Here is a 22323-nt window from a genome sequence, read left to right as displayed (position 1 = left end):
ATACTTCGATGGCCGCTAACCGAGCAGCTCTTTCTTCTTATTGCGCACCATTGTTGTTCGCTCCGGCTTACCAGCAGGGTTGCTGCTCAATAACATCGCACGCCCCACCGTCACGGCAATGCCCAGCAGCACAAGCCCCATCATTGCGCTGAATCCGTATTGCTCCATCCATACCGGCATGGTTTTCAGGTGATGATAGATTTCACCGCCCAGAATGGGGCCGATAAATCCTGTAAAACCGGTCAGCATCGCGTAAACCGCCACATAGATGGTACGCTCGGCGCTCGGCGAATCCTCAATGGTGAAATTAAACGTCAGCTGGGTAAAGCCGCCTGTCCCAATCCCTAACAGCACGTGTACGATAACCAGCACCGGTATCGCAGGCAACCACGCAATGCCTCCCCATAAGATGCAGGAAGCCGCAATAATCGGAAGCGTCCACATCAGCGTTTTCTTCGTGCCATGCTTCGCATTCAAATTTCCCCACACATAATAGCTGATCATCATGACAATCATCTGAACCGTTGTAATGATCGAAACCCACTGAATACTCACTTTAATGACGTCGAGCATGGCGTAGGAGAATAACGGAACGGCTACATTTTGGATAAAAATCCACGCTGCCAGAAATAGAGTTGCGCGCATGAAGGAACGATCCCGAAGCGGTTTAAGCAGCAGCCTCAGCTTCTGCGATTCCTTAGATTTCTCGAATGGGATGTTCGGATAACGGAACAAGTGGTACCCATTCCACACCATGCAAACCGCTGCCAAGGAATAGAGGATGATAAATCCTTTTTCCTGCGAATAATGTTCTAACAGCTGCCCGCCGAACAATACGGCTGCTGCGGCAAGTCCGCCCACGATTGTATTTCGAATGCCCATATAACGTCCGCGGACCTTTGCGGGAACCATATCCCCGATCAGCGACGCCCATATGACACCCGAAATATTAGAGCATAGATAAGAGAGAAAATACAGGATAATAAACGCATACACCCAGTAACCCTGAGGAAGCACAAACGGAATAAGTCCGGTCAGCACCCACAGCAATCGATACATAACACCATAGCCAAACACATACGCTCTGCGATTATCGATGTTATGCGTAACGATCGCGGTGAAGATTTGAGCCAAGTTGGCAAAGGCCGGAATGGCGAGCGCAACTCCGATCTGCGCGGCCGATGCGCCTAAGTGCAGCATGTATCCGGTCAGGAACGGACCACCAATCAACCCGGCCAGCAGAACACCCGAAATGCCTTCGTTGGTAATGATCTTTAAATACTTGCGTTGATCTGAATCTTTGCGGTTACGAAAAAAAGGCAATTTCCAAGTCATATGTCGTTCCTCTGCTGAAGTCATTTCTATTAAGGTTAAACGATTCACCAGCTTTTGTATAGCTATTTTCGAGCGATCGGAAAATAAAAAGAATCCGCGGTTAATCGCGGATTCCATGCATACTTCGACCTGAACTTAGATCAATCTCTCGCTTACGCCTTCGAACGTAATCTGCACGGGCTCAATGCTGCCATCCTCGGCGAAATGCATCCGATCGATACAGAGAACACGATGATTGCGATCGGTTTCGGTCAATGGCCTGCGGTGATACACGATATACCATTCGTCGGCACCCGGAACCTCGATGATGCCGTGATGACCGGCGCTGGTGGCGATCTCCGCGTTTTGCTGCAAGATTTTGCCGACGCGTTCGAACGGCCCCATAGGCGATGGCGAGACGGCATAAGCGACGGAATAATCCGGCTCTCCCCAGCCGCCTTCGGCCCACATGAAATAATACAAGCCGTTCCGCTTAATCATACAAGGCCCTTCCACGAAGTGATCGGGTGTTATTTCCACGAAAGTGATGCCATCCTCGAATGAATCCAAGCTCACCATATCTTCATTCAGCTTCACGACATTGCAATGTCCCCAGCCGCCGTAATAGAGATAAGCAGTCCCATCATCATCGATGAATACATGCGGATCAATAGGTTGAGCTCCATAATAGAACTTATCGATCAGCGGCTTGCCGATTGCGTCACGGAAAGGGCCTTCCGGCCGATCAGAAACGGCTACACCGATGCCGCCCAGCTCGTCGTTGCTCTGAATATCATTTGCTGCAAAATACAGATAGTACTTGCCGTCCCGCTCAATCGGTGATGGAGCCCATAGCGCGCGTTTTCCCCAAGAAATGCTGCTCATCTCCAGGATATTCGTCACCTTTGTCCACTCTACCAAATCAGACGAATGAAAGGCATCCAAATGCAGCTGTTCATCGTACGGCGCTGAATAGGTCGGATAAATCCAATAGCGGCCTTCAAATATTCTGGCTTCCGGATCCGCATACCAACCTGGCACGATCGGATTACCGGATAACTTCTTGCCTTCATTTGCAGATGTGCTTCCTGTAGTCATGTGAATAAGTCCCTCCATAATCCTTTAATAACGATAGAGATGCGTAGTCTCCTGCTCGCGAATCCAGACCTGCATATAGCCCGGGTCTCTGTTATCCCATGCATAATAAGGGATGAACCGAAGCGGTGTTGCTCCGGCCTCTCTGCCGCTTACAGTCAGCACCGTAATACCGCCTAGCAGTTCAGGCTCGTGATCAATGTAGATCGAATCCCTATCGGTAATCGCACTCTCGTCAAATGCCAGATTCGAATTGTCTACTTCTTCCATACAGTATACAATCGGCCCTCGCTGCAAGGCAACACGGCCGCGATTGGCTTCGACCTCGTATCTCGCACGCACCAGTTCAACCGGCATATCCAGCACTAGCTCGATGACCTCTCCTGCAGTCCATTTCCGGTTAACCTCCAAATAACCCCGAACAGGCAGCGCTAGCACCTTCTCCCCACCGATACGCAAGCTATAGCCTCTACACCAGTCAGGTAAGCGAAGACGAATGACGAACTCCTCTTCTCGCTCCGGTTCCACCGTAATCGCAATGGACCCCTGCCACGGATAATTCGTCGTTTGCTGGAGCCTCACTTGCTGCCCCTCGCCATATGAGATAACCGCATCGCCGCTCATATATTGATTCACTGCAATTCCGTCGTTTGTGCTCGCATACGTGTACTGCCCAATGGAAGGCAGGAAACGAACAAGGTTCGTCGGACAGCAGGACGTATGGAACCACTCTACCCGATGATGCCCTCCTTTGGAAGCTAACGGATTCACATAGAAAAATGTATCGCCGGAGAGCGATATCCCGGACAATGCACCGTTATACAGTTCTCTCTCTACCAGATCCGCATATTTGGCGTCGCCGAACAGTAGATTCATGCGATTATTCCAAAATGCCATCGCGATAGCCGCACAGGTTTCGCAATAGGCTGATTCATTCGGGAGATCATAATCATGCGTGAATCCTTCATTATGCACCGAAGGTCCGATGCCTCCGGTTAGGTACAAGTTGCGCTCCACGGTATGCGACCAAACCCGGTGCAGTGCGTCTACATAAGCAGGATCGCCCGAAGCATGGACGACATCTGCCATCGCCGTATACAAATACATGGCGCGAACGGCATGTCCGGTCACCTTCTCGATATCGCGCACAGGAACATCGTCTTGGCAGTATGCAGGTCCCCAATCCGGCTTGTCCCAGATTACCCCGACCCCATGTCCATGTCCCCGCTCTTCCAATAACCATAACGCAAGCTTCCAATAACGCTCTTCTTGCGTAACGCGATATAACTTCACGAGGGCAAGCTCAATTTCTTCATGCCCCTCTACCCAATGCCGTTTACCCGGACCAAATAAGCTATCGTAATGATCCACCATGCGGCAAGCCACATCGAGCAGCACGCGTTTACCTGTCGATTCGTAATACGCGACAGCGGCTTCGATCAGATGCCCGCCGTTATACATTTCATGCTTCTCCATATCGGACCATTTGAGCTCTTCAGTTCGCAATGTATAATAGGTCGTTAAATAACCATCCGGTTCTTGAGCAGCATGAATGAGAGCAATAATGCGATCAAGCTCGGCTTCCAAGGAAGGGTCTCGCTCCAGCATTAAGGCATAAGCTGCCCCTTCAATCACTTTATATAAGTCAGAATCGTTGTAATACATGCCCTCGTGTTCGCCTTCCATCAGGCCTCCTGCTTTGGCGAAATTAGTGATGCGTCCTGTAGCTTCACATTGATCCAAGCAGGTCCGAACAGTCACGTTCTTCAAGACTTCCAAACGAGGACGCCAGAAGGCATCCTTAATCTCCACACTTGTAAAAGGAATACTCTTCCATCTAGGCAATGGCGTTACGACAGCTGTCACTCGATTCATCCTCTCTATCATTCAACCTTGGTTTGTAAAATACTGTATCAATGCCTCCCTATTGTAGCCGAGAATTTCCGCATACCGCAATACCGCACGTAAGCGTTGTCAATGTTAGATCATGCCCATACACGCACTGAAGGCCGCTGACTGCAGTAGTCAGCGGCCTTCACGAACGAACTATTGTTTATGCTGTCACGACTGCGTTCACCGTAAATTGTTTTCGCACGAATAAGGCTCCTACGATTCGTTAGCGCGTTTATGCCGGTTCGGTTCAGTTCATGTTTCCTCGTCGGGTCACAGCAGATTAATAGCCGTGATACCGATGACCCGGCGATGCCGGCGGCAGCAATCGTCTCCGCTGAGCTTCAGGCAGCGAATCCATGAAGCTCCGGTCGCGATTATGCTCGCTCCATGAAATCATCTCCGGCGCAAACTTATACAGCAGCGACCTGCGTTCATGCTCCGCTTTCCAAGCAAATGTCCCATGCGTAAGCGCTTCCGTGAAAATCAGAACATCGCCCGCTTTCTGAGGAACATGCACCGTAGGCCCTATTTCCGAATAATCCAGATATTCCTTAGGTGTACGGTAATTGGATTTATGACTGCCCGGGATGCAGCTGAATCCGCCATCATCCTCGCCAATATCCGTCAACGCATAGGAAACAACGGTAAGACCGCTAAACATTTGATTGTTGCGGAACGTGTAATATTGACCGGGATCATATGGCGTAGCTCCACCATGAAGTCCGAGCTGAGGTGCGCCTTTACGATGAATAATGGCATATTCGTGATCGAGTCTGTAATTTTCGCCCAGGATTTCATTCAAATGCGGATTGAGCTTGGAATCATCAATTAATGCACGGAAATCCTCGCCCCATTGCAGGATTGAATCTTCCGGCTGCGAGATGCGGTCGTCTACTATTCGGTTCATCCGCTCAAGCTGCTCGGCAGATAATACATTCTCCAGGACCAAATATCCCTGTAGATCAAATAAATAGCGTTCCTTATTGTTCACTATGTATCGCCTCCAACATGCTAGATTAGACCCTCTGAAAACCGATCATAAACCTGCAATGCGGTTTTGTAAAGGTAAAGGTCATGCTCTGCTTACGCAACCGTCCGGATGACGTTCGAGTACGGCCGGGTCATAAAGGGGCACAATAACAGCGGCTTCTTTACGGATTCGGGCATACGCATCGTGACACTCTTCTAAATTTTCCAATATACCAAGCGGATGATTCTTCTCCACATTATCATAGTAGAACATGCAATCGGAGAAGATGACCGTGCCTGCATGCGTCTGTACGTTAACAGCCATCGAAGAACGATGATGAGTCCCGGCATACCAGATATGCAGTCCGGGCAGCAGCGTCTCCTCATCCTCCAGCAGACGGACTCTCCCTTCTCTCCAAGCATCCACAACGAGATGAGTCAGAATGCGACTCGGTATCGCCATGTCGCGTCTGGGATCCGGATGCTTAGGTGCGTGGAAATCGATCCAGCCTCGCTTGGACAAGCAAATAGTCGCATTGGGAAATAAATCGACATTCCCGATAGCGTAAGCCTGTAGAGGCGTAACCACGACATAATCGACTTCCTCCGGCGAAATGCCCATCGCACGAAGCACGTTCAGCGTTTGCTGCTCCTCGGTCACCGTCATCCTCGCCCGTTCATCCTTGAAAAATTCAAGCCATGATGCATTCATCGCCGGGACAAAATCGAGCGGCGGTCCGGAGTTGATTAATATCGTTTTGCCGCCTCCGCGGATAACGCCCATCAGCGTAATGAGCGGCAGCCATCGATCGAACGCGCTCATCCAGAACACTTCCGGCCCTGGCACTTGCCCGAAGGACGCCACTTGCTTCACTTGAACCTCATACTGGATCGTCACTGCGATTGCCTCCATTCGGGATCGGATTTACCAAATCGGTACAGGTCTCATACCGTTGAATACGTTTTCATTTAACGCATAACCAAAACCCGGCTCATCCGTCAACGTAATATATCCATCAACCGGAATCGGCTCCCCTTTCAGGATCAATTCCCCGCCTTGAGCGAACACGTCAACGAATTCGGCCATCGGACTCGTAACGGTCGACATGACAAAATGGTAGCTTGGCGCGCCGATGCCGTGCGGAATAATCGCGATATCGTGCACCGATGCCAGTGCTGCGATCTTCTTCAGCTCGGATATGCCACCGGCACGGTAGATATCCGGTTGAATGATATCAACGGCTTGCTTCTCAATCAGTTCCTTGAAGCCAAAACGTGTATATTCATGTTCGCCGCCGGTAATCATGCACTGCACCTTGTCGCGAATGCGAAGGTAGCTGTCCACCATATCCGGAAGTACCGGCTCTTCAATCCATTTAATCTTGTAATCTCGCAATCTGCGTTCCATCTCAAGCGTATAGGGCACATTCCATGCCATATAGCAGTCCAGCATCACATTGCCATTAGGTCCCACCATGTCTCTGGCTTGACGAACGATGTCATCGTTCTTGCGCATTCCCTCTTCGCCATCGGCCGGCCCATATGGCATGGCGATCTTGATGTCCGAGAAGCCCTGCGATTGTTTGTGGCGGACGGGATCGATCCCCGTTACGTAGGCTTTGATCCGATCTTTGGTTTGCCCTCCGATGAGTCGATACACCGGTAGGTTGGTCGCTTTGCCCATAATGTCCCACAATGCCAGATCGATCCCGCTCATCGCTTCAATTGCGAGGCCGCGCCTGCCATACATCTGCGATGCACGGTACATTTGCTCCCAGATCAGCTCCACATCAAATGGATTGCGATTAAGGACGAAGGTCTTTAAGTGATTCTCGATTACACTGGCAGAAGCTGCTTTCCCTCCGCCAACGAAGCCATAGCCTTTAATCCCTTCATCTGTTGAGATTTCTACAAGCACGGATGCCATTTCTCCAAACCAGCTGGATCTGCGCGCTTTGTACTCCGCATACCCTGACATCGGATTCGCGATTACGGAATCGGTCAAGAACGAATTCGCCATCGGGACAATGATAGTTTTCACATCGGTCACTTTCATGCGATCAGCCTCCGGAATGTAGTGGGAAATCCTTTTAATGGATTCCATCGAATTCGATATGCTTCAACATGTTGGCTTCCAAGATACGCGTTACGATGTCGACGCCTTGCTGGATATGCTTATGGAGCAGCGTCTTCGTCAAGCGGGGAGTGCCGTCTTTGATCGATTGATAAATGGCGCGGTGTACGCGGGTTAACTCATTCATTTGTGCTTGATCGATCTGTTCGTTCGTAATTTCCTGCAAGGTGAGGATGGTTTGGATCATCGTAGACCAAATGCGGATGAGCGGACGGTTTCCTGAGGCTTCGACAAGCTTGCGGTGGAACAGGGTATCGAGCTGAATGTAACTTCCGTGATAGTCCGTGCAGCTTTCCATATATTGAAGCAGCTTCTCGCATTCAGCGGCGTGCTGAAAGGAAAATGATCCTTTCTTATGCAGCGATTGTATCGCTTTCCACTCCAGGTCGAAGCGAAGCTCATACAGATTGGCCAAATCGGCCGGAGTAAATCCGGTGACAATGGTTCTTCCCGTTGCCAGCGTCTCGAGCAAACCCTCCCCTTCCAAAGTTTTGATCGCTTCACGTACGGGACTTCTACTGACGCCTAGCATATCTGCTATTTGCGCTTCGCCAAAATGAGCGTCAGCTCGCAGTTTTCCGGACAAAATGGCTTTGCGAATTTGCTGTGTAACCTTCTGCTGCAGATTTTGTTTGACCGCACCGGGAGGATTCATCGTCGCGACAGTCTCTCCTTCTTCATCTTGAATTCACCTTCATTCTAGCTGTATTGCGATCGAGCGTCAACGATTTTGTATACAAAACAAACATTTTTGTATACCTCAATCGCCTCATTAAAGACAAAAAAAAAGAGCCAACATATTGGCTCTTCCGACCATGGATAGGAGTTGCTTCAGAGATTATCGATTAGGTTCCGCAATAGGTCCGATAGGGCCGTGAAGATATCGCAGGCACTGCGCAATAATCAGCATACTCGGCTGTTTGCTCGAACGGATTCGTAATCGCTGCCAGCAATCGCTCCATGACACTGTAATCGCCTTGATTAACGGCTGCGTCCAACGCTTCCTCGACGCGGTGGTTGCGCGGTATAATCACCGGATTCCTGCTCCGCATAATCTGCTTCGATTCTTCCTTGGTTAGCGGCTGCCGCCCAAGTCTGGCTTGCCATTTCTCAAGCCATTCCGTAAATCCCTCCGTATCATACATAGCGACCTCTTCCGGCTTCTCCTCGGTCAAGGCACGGAACGTGTTCGTATGATCCGCACGATGCATATGCATCATGGTCAATAACTCTTCGATAAGCGCCTCGTCCTCCGGCTCTTCGTTGACGATTCCCAGCTTGGCTCTCATCCCGGATAACCAATGCGAGTGGAATAACGTCGCGAATTCTCCGATTGCATCCTCTGCCAGAATGACGGCTTCGGCTTCGGTTTCATGCAGGATCGGAAGCAATGTTTCGGCGAAACGAGCCAGATTCCATGCCGCAATCTTCGGCTGATTCCCATAGGCATAACGCCCCTGTGAATCGATCGAACTGAATACCGTCGACGGGTCGTACGCATCCATGAATGCACAAGGGCCATAATCGATGGTCTCTCCGCTTAATGCCATGTTGTCCGTGTTCATGACGCCGTGAATGAAGCCAACGAGCTGCCACTTGGCTATAAGCTCCGCTTGCTTCGAAATAACGGCTTTCAACAGAGCAAGATAGCGGTTATCGACTTCAGCTGCGACCGCTTCCGGGTAATGACGCTCAAGCGTATAATCCGCCAGCGCACATAAATCGTCAAGCGTGCACCAATTCGCTGCGTATTGGAACGTGCCGACGCGAATATGACTCGCAGCCACGCGGGTTAGAACGGCTCCGGGCAGCTCCGTTTCGCGGTACACCGGTTCGCCCGTTGTCACGACTGCAAGGCTGCGCGTAGATGGAATCCCCAATGCATGCATGGCTTCACTAATAATGTATTCGCGCAGCATCGGACCAAGCGCCGCCCGTCCATCCCCTCGGCGGGAATACGGCGTTCTGCCCGGTCCTTTCAATTGAATATCGACACGATCGCCCAAAGGGGTGATTTGTTCGCCAAGCAGAATAGCCCGCCCGTCACCGAGCATCGTGAAATGTCCGAACTGATGACCGGCGTAGGCTTGCGCCAGCGGCACTGCGCCTTCCGGAATCTCGTTGCCGCCAAATACGGCAATGCTGTCAGCTGTTTGCAGCGCTTCAACATGCAGTCCAAGCGATGCCGCCAGCCGCTTATTCAGAATAACCAACTCCGGATCATGTACTTGGCTTGGATTATGCCGCTTAAAGAAAGACTCCGGCAAACGAGCATAGCTGTTGTCAAAGTTCCATCCCACTTGCGGTGTTGCTGTAGGTTCAGTCATCTTATTTCCTCCATCTTAAGTTCGCCATCGAACCAACGATACTTGTCTTCTATATTACTTACCCTCTATTGTACGCAAAGATCGGACAGCATCTGCAATCCGTTCCAGTGCTTGCTCCAGCACGGCTCGCGGACAAGCTATATTCATCCGCATAAACCCTTCACCTTCGAGTCCGAACTGGGCCCCCGAACTTAGAACAACTTCCGCTTTATCCGCAAACAGTTCATCCAGTTCCTTAACCGATAAGTGAAGTGCACGACAATCGAGCCAGACCAGATAAGTGCCCTCTGATTCAATCACGCGGATCTCCGGAAGATGTTCTTCTGCATATCGAACCAGAAACCGCGCATTGCCTTGCAAGTAGTGAAGCAATTGATTCAGCCATTCTTCACCATACCGATAAGCACTCTCTAATGCAACCAGACCTAACGTATTAGGTGACGAGATGCCCCGGGCATTCAGCTCTTGATTGAATTTCTCCCGCAGCGCCGGATTCGGAATAATAACGCTTGAGGCATGGAAGCTCAGTAAATTGAATGTTTTGCTCGGCGATATACAGGTGAACGAATGATTCGCGAACGCCTCCGATAACGAAGCGTATGGAATATGCAGATGTCCGTCGTAAACCAAATCGCAATGAATCTCATCCGCAACGACAAGAATATGATGCTTCCTACAAATATTCCCTAAACGAACCAATTCCTCTCGCTCCCATACCCGACCTACCGGATTGTGCGGGCTGCAGAGAATGAGCATCTTCACATGGCTGTCTATTTTCGCTTCCAAGTCCTCATAATCCATTTCATACCGGCCATTATGAAACTTCAGCGGATTATAGACCACTTCACGACCTTGCGCCTCAACCATTCGGGCAAAATTGTAAACCGGAGATTGCACGACAATCTTATCTCCCGCTTCAGTAAAGGTGCTCATAATCAACGATAGAGCTGCAATCACATCCGGACTATGCGCAATCCACTCTTCGGCCACTGTCCACCGATGCCTGTTGTTCAGCCACGAAACAATCGACTCCAGATAAGAATCCGAACGGAACGAATAGCCGAATACCCCGTGTTCCACCCGCTCTTTGAGCGCTGCAATCACTTCCGGCGGCGAAGTGAAATCCATATCCGCCACCCACATCGGAATGATTTCTTGGTGTTCGGCAGTCCTTTTGACCGCATCCCACTTCAAGCTGGATTTGTCCCTGCGTGCTATCGCCTGATCGAAATCGTAATTCATCACTTCCCCCTCCAATCAAATCACGGATGCCTTCACAAAAAATTAACAATCATATGTAAACATTTACGCATCAAGATGTTGAGAATTGTCGCAATTCGTCAAGTCTTGTAATTATTGCGCAAGCCGCTATACTTTATAAAATGATCCCATCTGGAAATCTATTAGAAAGGAAGCGAATCCTGAATGTCAAAAACAATCCAACTATCGTTAGTTATTCCCGGTATTTTACTGTTCGTTCTTCTCTTCGCCATGTTCCCTGCCGTGCTTGTGCCAGACAGCTTGGACAGTTCGCTTCAATTCCACTGGGCGAAAGGTTTCTCCAGCATTCACAGCTATATTAACGGACTTTGGAGCGGATACTCCTTTCAATACTTTTCCGGCAAAACGGAATTATCGTTCTGGGAGCAGATCGGCAGCAGCTTCTTCGTCACCTTCACGTACATGATTATCGGAGCTGTGGTGGGCATGACGCTTGGCATTATTCTTGGCGTTTATTTTGCAGTCTCACGCGCAGTTTGGCTGAAACGCATCTTGGAGTTAACGAGTGTATTCCCGGATTTCGTCATCGTGCTCCTGCTTCAATTTCTGATCGTATTTATCGCTTCCGAAACCGGAATCGTTATCTTCCAAGTGGCAAGCTTCTCCACCGATGATCCGGCGGTCGCACTTCCATTAATATCTACGATCATTATACCAGCCATTTATATGATCCGAAATGTCGCTTTGCATATGAGCCATACGTTAACCGAAGATTACATCAACTTCGCAAAGGCACGCGGACTTGGGAAAACCTACATTGTGTTCTATCATGCCCTGCCGAATGTGCTTCCGTTCGTCAAAGCTGATCTGCACAAGTTCATGGGAATCTTATTCGGCAACCTATTCATCTTTGAATATCTATACAATTTAAATGGCGTGACGCTGCTTGTTTTTTCTAACGCGTTTGCTTATGAGGGCTACCAATACAGTCTTGTCGTGAACGGGATTCTCACGCTGCTGCTGCTATATGCCATCATCTATGCGCTGTTGAAAATAGTCGTATTCGGCTGGGAGAAGGTGTTTGTACGATGAATAAAACATTGCTGGCCGGTCTGATCATCACCTTGATGATGATTGCCGCATCGCTTTTCGGGCACTATTTTGCGCCTCATGATCTTAACGATCATTTCGAAACCGATTATGTCGTCGATGCGGATGGACACAGCACCCTCTATGTGCCTCCTGCTCCGCCAAACGATAATTTCCTTTTCGGAACCGATAAAGACGGCTACGATATGATGGCGAAATTGCTTGCAGGTTCGAAATATACGATCTTCCTATCGCTTGCAGTGGCCATAACGCGCGTAATCATTGGCGGGTTGATCGGTCTGTTCCTTGGCTACATCGGGAAAGAGAGGAAACCCGGCTCGAAGCCGTTCCCGCTCTGGAATGTTCTCAATGGGATTCCGATCTTCATTATCGTCTGGATGATCATGATCGGCATTACCATGAATCCATCCACTTCTCCCTTCTATATGGCGTTAATCGTTGCCATCGTCTTAACCGTTGTCGGCATCCCGTCAGTAGCTTCGACAATGAAGGAGAAAACGATGATCGTGAGAGAACGCCAATTCGTGCTGTCGGCAAAGTCGATCGGCGCCGGTCACATGACGATAGTCCGTTCTCACATCTTTCCGCATATGAAAGAAAGCTTCGTCATCTTGTTTGTACAAGAAGTCGTACTCATTCTGGGATTGTTCGGGCAATTGGCGATATTCAACATTTTCGTTGGCGGTACGACTCAATATTTCGATCCTATCCAATACGTAAGCCGCACGAATGAATGGAGCGGTCTTATCGGTCAGGCCAGAAACAATCTGTTTATTTACCAATGGATTCTGTTCATACCGCTTGCCCTCTACATCATTTATATTCTCGGCTTCCATCTCATCTCCGTCGGTTTGGAGAAGCTGTATCGCAAGAAATTCGCGAAGTTCTCGCATATCTAAACGAAATAAACCAAGGCTGCCATACCGGCAGCCTTGGTTTTCGTTATTACCAAACCTATCCCGCTTGCAGGAATCGACAGTCTTGCGAGGAACTACTACAAGTGTTATCACTCTTAAGCCGTTCATGAAGGAAGGTACGTCATGCCGATCAATCTCACTTACTTCGTCTTTTTCTACGTATTCTTCTACATGGCCAATGCCGTGTATGGTACATTTATTCCGCTTTACTTTCAGCACATCGGTTTCACGCAATCGCAGATTGGCACCTTGCTCGGACTCGGTCCGCTGGTTGCGATCCTTGCTCAGCCGATATGGGGGCTATTCAGTGACCGAGCCCGGACGAAGAACAGTATCCTGCTCTTCCTAATCGTGGGTACCGGCCTTACCGTACTGCTCTATCCGCTATCCAATCATTTCGTATTTTTACTGGTATTTATCTGTATCTTTACGTTCTTTCAATCTCCGATATTTGCGTTAACCGATGCGGTTACGTTAGAGACGCTGGATAAACGCGGCAAAGGAAACTTTAGCCTGATCCGAATGGGCGGAACGTTCGGTTTTGCAGCAATGTCGATCATATTCGGACTCATCGCAGAGAAACGAATCGATTGGCTGTTTGGCGTCTATGCGATTATTCTTGCCTGTTGTTTCTTACTGGCGCTGCGGTTCCCGAAGATCGAAGGCCATCAAGCCCGAAATCGCAAAATGCCGCTTTGGGTCCTCTTCCGGAATCGGAAATTAATGCTATACCTAAGTGCCAACTTTGTTTTTCAAATTACACTTGGCTACTATTATGCGTTCTTCCCGCTATACTTCAAGGAAATGGGCGGCGACAGCGCTTGGCTTGGCTGGTCGATGGTCATCTCTTCCTTAAGCGAAGTGCCCTTCCTGCTCATGTCTAAACAGATCTTCCGGCGTGTTCGAACCTCGCACATCTTGCTCGGGGCCGGAGTAGCAGCTGCTCTTCGGTGGTATCTGTTCTCGGCGATTCACGACCCTGTCTGGCTGTTGCCGACTCAAGCGCTGCATGGATTGATCTTTATCGTATTGTCCGTCACGATGGCGAATGTCATCAATAAGGAAGTGCCGAATGAGCTTAAAGCGAGCGGTCAAACGCTTAACGGACTATTAACGCTTGGCGTTGCCCGTATTATCGGCAGCTTAGCAGGCGGGATCGCGAGCGAAGCAGTAGGCATGCGCAAGATGTTTCTATACAACTTTATGCTTACCTTCGTATGTATCGTTGTTTTTGCGATTGTGTTCTGGATTCAGCGAAACAATGAAACAGCGAAAGTCACGGGCAGCCGTACGATATTCAAAGATTAGCTCAATTGGCCATTATGAATGACGCCAAACATTCCGGTCAGTCCTTCATGGTTCTGGAATCCGTATTTGGTGTAAAACGATTCTTTGCCTTGTGCCGCAAACAAGCCGACAAACGCTTTCTCAGGTGCGTGGACTTCCACGTATTGTTTGATCGTTTCCATGATCATCCTGCCGATTCCTCGGTTCTGATGACTCGGCAGCACCACAATGTCTTGAATATAGAAATAAATGCGGCCATCTCCGACCACTCGTCCCATGCCGATGGGTTGACCTTGATCCTCGATGACTACGCCAAATAAGGAACGGCTTAATGATTCTTCCGCTACATCGAAATTCATGTAGTCGTTCCACCCCACGCCTTGGCAAAGCTGCTTATATTCAGCCAGTGTCGGTATTCTTCTTACTACGGTAATCGCGGTGTTCATTCGTGTATCCTCCGGAAACTTTTATCTCAGCTGTAACAATGACATAACCTTCTTCTTCAAATCCGGAAATGTGAATGGCTTCGTAATGTAACCATCGGCTCCTAATGTTATGGCTGCCTTCATATTATGATGGCTTTCATTGCCGGATACCATCAGAAATTTCGTTCGCTTCGAAACGTTCCCCTCTTGCCCCACTCTCCGAAGCATAGACAACCCATCCAGATTCGGCATATTGAAATCCAAGATACATAAATCTATCTCTTCTTTGGTCAGCAGCTCATAGGCATCGAGTCCATTCGTTGCTTCCAGCACTTGCTCGGAGCAGCCCTTCACTACTTCCACGATCATTCGTCTTAGCACGCGATCATCTTCCACGACCAGAATCTTCTTCGCAACCGAATTTCGAAGAGACGATTTAACGACGCGGTTTCTCCCGGTGCGCTTCGCTTTATAGAGTGCAAAGTCAGCATGGCGGGTCCAGACAGCGATGCTGCACTGCGGTCTCCATTGCACAACGCCTGCTGAGAACGTAATAAACGTATTTCGATTATTATCGGCAAAGATCGGATGTTGACGGACATGGGTCAGGATCGATTCTACTAAGCTTACTGCTTCGGTATCGCGCGTGCCGGGCATAATGAGCATAAATTCTTCTCCGCCCCATCTGGCGACCATATCTGATTTGCGAAGCTTGCTTATCAGAAGATTGCTAAAGCTCTGCAGCACCATATCGCCAATTTGATGCCCGAAATTATCATTTATCGCTTTGAAATAATCGATATCCAGAATGACCATTGAAATCGGCGAAGGATAACGGTTGACCCGAGAGAGCTCAAGCTGCATTTGTTTATCCATGTAGCGCCGATTGAAGAGCCCTGTAAGCGGATCGTGAAAAGCCATGAAGTTGAATTCTTGGTTGCGCTCAATCAATCTTCGAACACGTGCGCACAGCTCATCATAATGAAACGGTTTGACTACATAATCATCCGCTCCCATTTGAAAACAACGTACCTTATCCCGAATATCATCACGACCGGATAAGACAATCATGGGTATCCAACGGATCATCATATCTTCTTTAAGGATTTCGAAAATTTCGTAGCCGCTCTTAGGATACATCATTAAGTCGAGCGTTATAAGCTGATAGCGATGGACGCGAAGCAATGTAATCGCATCCTCTACGTTAGAAGCTTCATCGACCTGATACCCATCCAAGAAGAGTCTTCGCGCCAAGTAAGTACGCAAAATATGATCATCTTCAATGATTAAAATGCGTTTGTCCAGCTGCATTTCGATGTCCGGGTTTCGGTTATGCTGTTGGACATGACTTGACTTGCTACCGCTTGTACCGCTCTCCAACTCTTGTTCCAGTGCCGGAAGAAGCTTAACCAACTCTCGGGAGCTTTGCTTGAATTGTAGCTGCAGGGTCACATGCGGATTAGGCTCCTCTGCCTCCTCTTGCGTCCATTCCCACTCGCTGATCATCTGAGCGGCCATGCTTCCGATTCTGTCGAAACCCAAAATAGGCGCGCTGCCTTTGATCGAATGCACAATCCGATAGACTTGTCTGGCTATCTCACGGGAAATCTTGTCCTCCCCGGTCTTGGACAAATCCCTTAATTCAGATAACCGTTCGCGCAGCTCACTTATATATTGCTCCTGATTCTCAACTAATACTTCATCCGAACCGGTGTATAGAAGCTCTGAGTTGTAATTTAGCACTCGCTTGACACTCCTTCATTGCGAAAAGTATTAGAATGTTGGCTTCATAGTTAATTCAAGGGTTTGCTCCAAATAGCTGGACAATGAAGCAAGTGCATTTCCAATCTCGGCATTCAGAATGCTTTCGGCATATCTCGCCGCAGGTACCATGGAGAGTTGTGCGGCTACAAGCTTGGCTCCCGGATGCTCCTTCGCAAGGCGGAGGAGGCCCGAAGCAACCTCGCCAATGTATTCTTTTGTTTTGCCCTGCATGATCAGCTCGAAAGTGTTCGGAATTAATCTCGATTCCGCCAGAGCGAGTATTCCCTTGCTCTCCGTATAATGGCGGAACTGACTCATTGTCCCCTCGATCGTGTTCGGATTGGTGAATACGAATACGATTGGCTTGTCCTGCTTCGAGAGCTCCTGAAATAACGGTTCGTCTATCTTGATCATCGGGATCGTTAAACGCTCGAACTCTTCCCGCATGATGGAAGTAAAATAGGTGCATGTAATTAATATCGCATCCACATGACAGCCGGAAATCCACTCGATCGTATCGCGCACTTTCTTCTCAGCCAGCTGCCTGGTGAAATGGGCATCGTTCTTGATGCGATCCAGCCCCGGATCAACGAAATGCACCAGCTCCACGGCATAAGGCTCAAGTGCATGCTCGATTTGAGCGATATTGGAATAGTGTGCATGAAAACATCCGATTTTTTTCAGTGTTCTCTCCTCCTGCCATCGTAAGTTGTCGATTTAACTGCCGAAGATTATTCGGGTTCTTGTTCCTTTAAGAATGAAGTTCATATAAGTATAAAGGGTATGGCGATATTTTTACCAATACATCTTATAATAAGAAAAAAGTATTAAAAATGTTTTGGCTTACATGTTTGATTTCTGTTTGTTTTTGGGAATTGTGAGGCAGCAAAAGCCGCGTTGCCGCGGCTCTGGAACGCTGCTATGATCTGCGATTCGTTCTGATCAACTTCATGATGCTGCGATAGATTTGCGGATTCGGATGTTTTCGGAATATATGAGGATCAGGCGAAGTATTCACTTCAAGCACCCATGGATTCAACGTTTGATCTAAGGCGACATCGAGCCCGATCATGCGAACGCCGGGAAACGATCGCCCCATGGCTTGCCCTGCAACAACACCCAGTTTCGACAGAAGTTCCAGCTTAGGCTGCACCTTCCCGGTGTGAGGTTGGAGCAGCTTCTCGGCCGTTAAAATTTGACCGCCGCTGTGATAGTTCGTTACAATTTTGTGTTTAGCTGCGACTCTGCCGATTATCCCGGTAGTGATCCATCTCTTGCTGGGTGTAAGCTGCGCCATGACGCGAAGATCGAATCTTCTTCCGTTATGTTTTAATAGATGGATCCCCTTCTGGACGAGATAACGCCCTCTCTTCTTAGCCGCGGTTATGCCTTTATATAAGGAGTCAAACTCCTTGTAGGTTTTGACGGAGTTGCCGAGTTGATAGCGATAACCCTGCTCCACCTTTTCCACGCGCATAACGCCATTTCCATGCATACCAAACTCAGGTTTTACGTAAACCATGCGATACTTAAGCAATTGTGTTCTAAGCGATAGCTTCGTCATTCGTGAGGTTTCGGGCACATACGGAGCGAGAAAAGGCTGTTTGCGAATGGCAACGGTTTTGGTCCATTTGCTTCCTACGTATCGAGACATATTCATCCCCTTAGATGGTTTAATTGATGTAGTACACCCTATTCAATCTCGATGAGGAAGGCTTGGGTGTTTCTACAGTCAGGCTCCTTCCAATAATTTAGAATAGGTATTCTTGTTCCGATTGATTACGATAGAGGGATGTTACGTTCGTCACTCTATTACAATTGGAAAGTGAGTTAATAGCAATGAATCATAGAAACAGGGCCTTACTCTCGAGAGTGATGGCTGCAAGTATAGGTTTACTCTGTCTGATGTGCTGCACCAATTATGTTCCATTTTCATCTGCTGAGCCCTCGCCTCGGTCACCTTACGACGATATTACATTCAACTTTGCCAGAGAATCGATTCTGAACATGACGCAGCTTGGCATTATGTACGGGACCGGCGAGCGGCGATTCGAGCCCAATAAAGCGATTACGCGAGCTGAATTTATGACTTTGGTCGACCGTTTGTTTGGCATCAAGCCTGTAGAAAGCGAAATCCCATCTTTCAAGGATGTGTCTAAATCAGCCTGGTATTACCAATGGGTGCAGCCTGCCGTGCAGCTTGGTATCGCGCAAGGAAACGCAACTCAATACTTCGAACCGGGTCGCCCGGTATCGCGTGAAGAAGCGGCCGTCATCATGAATCGCGCCTTGAATCAGGCGGAAAGCTCCGTGATTCCCGCAATTTACGACGATCAGGATCAACTAAGCGATTGGGCGCTTCCTGCCGTCATTCATTTGACTCAATTAGCATTGATAACCGGCAATGAAGGAAAGTTTCGTCCGAAGGAATCCATTACAAGGCAAGAAGCCGCCGTGCTGATGAACCGCGTATGGACGTATGGGGATTGGGCTAAGCAAATTAAAGCCTCACCTCCTTCGAAGATTCAACTGGGTTGGCAATACGGTCAAACTACCCTGCAATTCGAACGTCAAGTCGCACAGTCATCCGTAAATACGTTATCGCCGCGTTGGTTCTTTCTCGGGAAGAACGGCGCGTTTGAAGATCATATGGATGCGAGCCTGCTCACTTGGACACATGCGCATGGTAAAAAGCTTTGGGCGATGGTTGGCAATCATTCCGATCAAGCAGCCACACATGCGATGCTGACGGACCTGACTCAGCGACAGGCTTTTATTAAGCAATTGGCGGATCGCGTACAACGGTTCAATATCGATGGATTAAATATCGACTTCGAGAACATGATGCCGCAGGACCGTGACGCATTCACTTCTTTCGTTCAAGCACTGCGACTGGCAACGAAGGCGACACTCTCAGTGAACGTCTCCCCTGATTTCGGGTACGACTGGACGGAAGTGTTCGATTATAACGCACTTGGCGAGCTTGCTGATTATGTCCTTCTCATGGGCTATGATGAGCATTGGGGCGGAGCGCCGGAAGCCGGATCCGTCTCTTCCTTGCCTTGGCTAAAAGCCGGCATAGAAGCTTTATTAGAGAAGGTGCCGGCGCATAAAGTCATACTTGCACTTCCGCTATATACGCGGATATGGAAATCGGACATGAATGGCGGAGGCGTCCAATCCGAGGACATCACACTCACTTCTCAAAATAGCCAAGTATTATCCGGTCACGCTTCCATTGCGTGGGATGCGCGGCTCGGCCAATATTTTGCCGCCTATTCGGAACCCAAAAACGGAATCATCCTGAACCGAATATGGATGGAAGACGGACGTTCACTCTCCAATAAAATCGGCTTAGGCGAATCGCATTCCATTGCCGGATACGGATACTGGTATATGGGCGGTGAGAGCCGCGATAGTTGGACCAGCGTGCAGAATTCACTGCGGTATCATTCGTATTCCTTCTCCTAATCTATCACCATTTCTCGCTGTTATTCATTTAATAGAGTAACGCCGGAAAAGAAGTAGGTGATATTTATGGCTCGTATTAAAGCTACTCAACAGCCTGACTTAATTCTTATCAGTTGGTCGAGAAACCCTTTGGTAAGCGGCTCCCCACGTAGAATTCTGGCTTCTCGTGTAATCGGCTCTGCTTATCCTTGCCGTGCGAACCTGCAAGAAGGTGCGTTGCTGATAAATGCCTTAAACTGCTTATTGGACAACGACATCGGCTTCAAAATCGTGTTTCGCAAAAGCACATCGAGTATCAGCGGTTATTTGGTTTTGCAACGCTTCAGCTAATGATCGAACAAGCCTGCCGGAGGACAACCGGCAGGCTTGTTTGTTTGGTTATCGTAAGGTGAGATCATGCGAGACGGACGCAATTCGACGTGATTTGCAGCAGGATTATGGAATAATAGAACTACATAGGTATGCTGAAAGGAGAAGCATATGGCAAAGAGCAAGGTTCAGCAGCTGGCCGAGAACATGATTGCGGATCCTCATGCGCGGCCTCGAATGGTCGAATGGTTTAATCCGAAACAATTAGTCGTCACAGGCATGAAAACTATCCTGTCGACCATCTTCGGGCTTTATTCAGACTTTCGGTTAATTGAAGCATTCAACCAGAAGGAAGAGCAATTAAATGACTACTCCAAGCAATTTTTACGTCATGAATCCGGGAACTATAAAGTGGATCAAGATGGTTTCTACTTGACGGATCCTAATCAGCCTCGTGATGAGATTTGGATTGATTATATCAGTGATCTGGGTGATGGGTTTGATTCCACTTATTCCATCGCTTATTACGCCACTCGACCGGAGCTCTCGCTGGTTGATCCGGAAACGGGGACAACGGTTACGACCAAACGCGGCAATGTGCTTATCTTCGGCGGTGATCAAGTCTATCCGACCGCAAACCGCGATGAATACATGAACAGGCTGATTGCACCTTATTATCTCGCTCAAGGCTACACGGCGGATCCGCATCCGCAGGTATTCGCTGTTCCGGGAAACCATGACTGGTATGACGGCCTGATTTCATTCTCGCGGATTTTCACTTCGCGCAAATGGTTTAATGGCTGGCAGGCGCCGCAGCAGAAGAGTTATTTTGCTTTGAAGCTTCCTCATGGCTGGTGGCTTCTTGGGACTGATGTTCAGCTGAATTCGGATATCGACGGGCAGCAGGTACGGTATTTCGAGCATATCGCTGCGCAGATGCAAGGCGGTGATCGAGTCATTCTATGTAACGCTGAACCATACTGGGTTTCCGCGCACAAATATGGGAAGTTCGATCCGATATACAACGAGAACAATCTGACTTTCCTTGAAAATATGTTGAAGAAAAACAATGTCGACATCCAAATCTTCATCGCCGGCGATCTTCATCATTACCGCAGATTCGAATTTATCCCCACCCTAGCCGACGGCTCCGCGGATCATAGCCGCAAAGTCGAGAAAATTACGGCTGGCGGCGGCGGTGCTTTCCTTCATCCTACCCATGATCTCAAGGATCAAGCGATCTATGCGCACAAGAATGAAGATGAGAAACCGATCGAATTTAAACGAAAGAAGGACTTCCCGGATGTCGCTTCGTCAAGGCGGCTCACCTGGGGAAACCTGCTCTTCGTTTGGAAGAACCAGATGTTCGGTATCGTCACGGCTATCCTCTACTTGTTGGCATGCAACTCCGTACTTTCCGTGACCGCCGCCCCGCCCGCTTCGGCGACCTATTCGGATCTTGTGTCATCCTCTCTCAACAAGATTGCGCAAACACCAAGTGCGTTTATTTGGATGATCGTCATCATCGGAGGATTCTGGCTGTTTACGGATACCCATTTTCGCTTGTACAAATGGATCGCCGGTTGTTTGCACGGCTTAACCCATGTTGCCGCTGCCTTCTTCATCGGCTGTGCAGCTGTTTATCTGGTCCGCACGGAATTCCATTTTCATTGGGGGCTCGGTGCATTGGCAGTAACCGGACTGCTCATTGCATATGGTGGATGGATCATCGGATCGGTTATAATGGGCCTGTATTTGCTCTTATCATTGAATGGTTTCGGCCGTCACAGCGGCGAAGCGTTCTCGGCGATGCAAATCGACAATTGGAAAAACTTCATCCGCATCCATATTGATAAAGATGGGAGCTTAACCATCTTCCCTATAGGGATGGAGCATGTCGTGAAGAAGTGGAAACGAGCTCCGAACGTGGAACATGGACCCTTGTTAGAGCCTGATTTGACTCCGACTAAGCCATCCAAAGCAGAACCCATCATGATTGAAACCCCGATTCGAATTCCGGCTAAAGCGTAAGGTTAACTGAATAAAGGCGGCAGCGATACAGAAATTCTGCTCACGCTACCGCCTTT

At 48.8% G+C, this 22323-nt stretch carries 18 protein-coding genes; 5 read left to right on the top strand and 13 right to left on the bottom strand.

Going from position 1 to position 22323, the window contains the following annotated elements; all coding sequences use genetic code 11:
* Positions 1-15 precede the first annotated feature (15 nt).
* The 9 genes from I8J30_RS15065 to I8J30_RS15025 all read right to left on the bottom strand — a co-directional run bounded on the left by I8J30_RS15065 (position 16) and on the right by I8J30_RS15025 (position 10974).
* Positions 16-1335, bottom strand: coding sequence for an MFS transporter (locus I8J30_RS15065; RefSeq protein WP_210658982.1), 1320 nt, complete (start codon positions 1333-1335; stop codon positions 16-18).
* A 135-nt stretch (positions 1336-1470) separates the two neighbouring features.
* Positions 1471-2412, bottom strand: coding sequence for a glycoside hydrolase family 43 protein (locus I8J30_RS15060; protein WP_210658980.1), 942 nt, complete (start codon positions 2410-2412; stop codon positions 1471-1473).
* A 24-nt stretch (positions 2413-2436) separates the two neighbouring features.
* Entirely contained in the window at positions 2437-4275 is a 1839-nt protein-coding gene (locus I8J30_RS15055) for a glycoside hydrolase family 127 protein (protein ID WP_338044869.1), read from the bottom strand.
* A 307-nt stretch (positions 4276-4582) separates the two neighbouring features.
* The gene (locus I8J30_RS15050; protein WP_210658976.1) at positions 4583-5293 is read right to left on the bottom strand and encodes a phytanoyl-CoA dioxygenase family protein; all 711 of its coding nucleotides are present in this window, start codon (positions 5291-5293) and stop codon (positions 4583-4585) included.
* An 81-nt stretch (positions 5294-5374) separates the two neighbouring features.
* Positions 5375-6169 (bottom strand): MBL fold metallo-hydrolase, encoded by a 795-nt coding sequence (locus I8J30_RS15045; protein WP_210658974.1) that lies wholly within the window; start codon positions 6167-6169, stop codon positions 5375-5377.
* Between the two features lie 27 nt (positions 6170-6196).
* Positions 6197-7327 (bottom strand): enolase C-terminal domain-like protein, encoded by a 1131-nt coding sequence (locus tag I8J30_RS15040; RefSeq protein ID WP_210658972.1) that lies wholly within the window; start codon positions 7325-7327, stop codon positions 6197-6199.
* Positions 7328-7361: 34 nt separating this feature from the next.
* The gene (locus I8J30_RS15035; protein WP_210658970.1) at positions 7362-8060 is read right to left on the bottom strand and encodes a GntR family transcriptional regulator; all 699 of its coding nucleotides are present in this window, start codon (positions 8058-8060) and stop codon (positions 7362-7364) included.
* 190 nt (positions 8061-8250) lie between these two features.
* Complete coding sequence (locus I8J30_RS15030) at positions 8251-9732, bottom strand: protein adenylyltransferase SelO (protein ID WP_210658969.1); 1482 nt, start codon at positions 9730-9732, stop codon at positions 8251-8253.
* A gap of 54 nt (positions 9733-9786) precedes the next feature.
* Positions 9787-10974, bottom strand: coding sequence for a MalY/PatB family protein (locus I8J30_RS15025; RefSeq protein WP_210658967.1), 1188 nt, complete (start codon positions 10972-10974; stop codon positions 9787-9789).
* Positions 10975-11157: 183 nt separating this feature from the next.
* Between I8J30_RS15025 and I8J30_RS15020 the strand changes: the two genes are divergently transcribed.
* From I8J30_RS15020 to I8J30_RS15010, 3 genes are all read left to right on the top strand, one after another.
* Positions 11158-12045, top strand: a complete 888-nt coding sequence (locus I8J30_RS15020; protein ID WP_210658965.1) for an ABC transporter permease subunit — start codon at positions 11158-11160, stop codon at positions 12043-12045.
* Entirely contained in the window at positions 12042-12962 is a 921-nt protein-coding gene (locus I8J30_RS15015; RefSeq protein ID WP_210658963.1) for an ABC transporter permease, read from the top strand. Before I8J30_RS15020 ends, I8J30_RS15015 begins: the two co-directional genes overlap by 4 nt.
* Before the next feature lie 141 nt (positions 12963-13103).
* The gene (locus tag I8J30_RS15010) at positions 13104-14288 is read left to right on the top strand and encodes an MFS transporter (protein ID WP_210658962.1); all 1185 of its coding nucleotides are present in this window, start codon (positions 13104-13106) and stop codon (positions 14286-14288) included.
* On the opposite strand, the gene I8J30_RS15005 is transcribed toward I8J30_RS15010, so the two are convergent.
* The 4 genes from I8J30_RS15005 to I8J30_RS14990 all read right to left on the bottom strand — a co-directional run bounded on the left by I8J30_RS15005 (position 14285) and on the right by I8J30_RS14990 (position 18110).
* On the bottom strand, positions 14285-14713 hold the full coding sequence (locus tag I8J30_RS15005; RefSeq protein WP_210658960.1) for a GNAT family N-acetyltransferase: 429 nt from the start codon (positions 14711-14713) through the stop codon (positions 14285-14287). The two genes, I8J30_RS15010 and I8J30_RS15005, sit on opposite strands and share 4 nt — an antisense overlap.
* 21 nt (positions 14714-14734) lie before the next feature.
* Complete coding sequence (locus I8J30_RS34025; RefSeq protein ID WP_210658958.1) at positions 14735-16435, bottom strand: diguanylate cyclase; 1701 nt, start codon at positions 16433-16435, stop codon at positions 14735-14737.
* A gap of 30 nt (positions 16436-16465) precedes the next feature.
* Positions 16466-17065, bottom strand: coding sequence for a hypothetical protein (locus tag I8J30_RS14995; RefSeq protein WP_338044867.1), 600 nt, complete (start codon positions 17063-17065; stop codon positions 16466-16468).
* A 310-nt stretch (positions 17066-17375) separates the two neighbouring features.
* A complete protein-coding gene (locus I8J30_RS14990) occupies positions 17376-18110 on the bottom strand; it encodes a YheC/YheD family protein (RefSeq protein ID WP_240548083.1) in 735 nt (244 codons plus the stop codon).
* A 185-nt stretch (positions 18111-18295) separates the two neighbouring features.
* Between I8J30_RS14990 and I8J30_RS14985 the strand changes: the two genes are divergently transcribed.
* Both I8J30_RS14985 and I8J30_RS14980 read left to right on the top strand, forming a co-directional pair.
* Positions 18296-19927, top strand: a complete 1632-nt coding sequence (locus tag I8J30_RS14985; RefSeq protein WP_210658954.1) for an S-layer homology domain-containing protein — start codon at positions 18296-18298, stop codon at positions 19925-19927.
* A gap of 480 nt (positions 19928-20407) precedes the next feature.
* Positions 20408-22267 (top strand): metallophosphoesterase, encoded by a 1860-nt coding sequence (locus I8J30_RS14980; protein ID WP_210658952.1) that lies wholly within the window; start codon positions 20408-20410, stop codon positions 22265-22267.
* Positions 22268-22323 lie beyond the last annotated feature (56 nt).

The organism is Paenibacillus lignilyticus (assembly GCF_017942085.1).
GTDB lineage: Bacteria > Bacillota > Bacilli > Paenibacillales > Paenibacillaceae > Paenibacillus_Z > Paenibacillus_Z lignilyticus.
This window is presented reverse-complemented; position numbering and strand designations above follow the sequence as displayed.

Excerpts from the sequence above, each read along its gene's own strand:
- I8J30_RS15065 (WP_210658982.1), bottom strand. The coding sequence starts at position 1,335 with ATGACTTGGAAATTGCCTTTTTTTCGTAACCGCAAAGATTCAGATCAA.
- I8J30_RS15060 (WP_210658980.1), bottom strand. The coding sequence starts at position 2,412 with ATGACTACAGGAAGCACATCTGCAAATGAAGGCAAGAAGTTATCCGGT.
- I8J30_RS15040 (WP_210658972.1), bottom strand. The coding sequence starts at position 7,327 with ATGAAAGTGACCGATGTGAAAACTATCATTGTCCCGATGGCGAATTCG.
- I8J30_RS15035 (WP_210658970.1), bottom strand. The coding sequence starts at position 8,060 with ATGAATCCTCCCGGTGCGGTCAAACAAAATCTGCAGCAGAAGGTTACA.
- I8J30_RS15030 (WP_210658969.1), bottom strand. The coding sequence starts at position 9,732 with ATGACTGAACCTACAGCAACACCGCAAGTGGGATGGAACTTTGACAAC.
- I8J30_RS15025 (WP_210658967.1), bottom strand. The coding sequence starts at position 10,974 with ATGAATTACGATTTCGATCAGGCGATAGCACGCAGGGACAAATCCAGC.
- I8J30_RS15020 (WP_210658965.1), top strand. The coding sequence starts at position 11,158 with ATGTCAAAAACAATCCAACTATCGTTAGTTATTCCCGGTATTTTACTG.
- I8J30_RS15015 (WP_210658963.1), top strand. The coding sequence starts at position 12,042 with ATGAATAAAACATTGCTGGCCGGTCTGATCATCACCTTGATGATGATT.
- I8J30_RS15010 (WP_210658962.1), top strand. The coding sequence starts at position 13,104 with ATGCCGATCAATCTCACTTACTTCGTCTTTTTCTACGTATTCTTCTAC.
- I8J30_RS15005 (WP_210658960.1), bottom strand. The coding sequence starts at position 14,713 with ATGAACACCGCGATTACCGTAGTAAGAAGAATACCGACACTGGCTGAA.
- I8J30_RS14990 (WP_240548083.1), bottom strand. The coding sequence starts at position 18,110 with ATGTCTCGATACGTAGGAAGCAAATGGACCAAAACCGTTGCCATTCGC.
- I8J30_RS14985 (WP_210658954.1), top strand. The coding sequence starts at position 18,296 with ATGAATCATAGAAACAGGGCCTTACTCTCGAGAGTGATGGCTGCAAGT.
- I8J30_RS14980 (WP_210658952.1), top strand. The coding sequence starts at position 20,408 with ATGGCAAAGAGCAAGGTTCAGCAGCTGGCCGAGAACATGATTGCGGAT.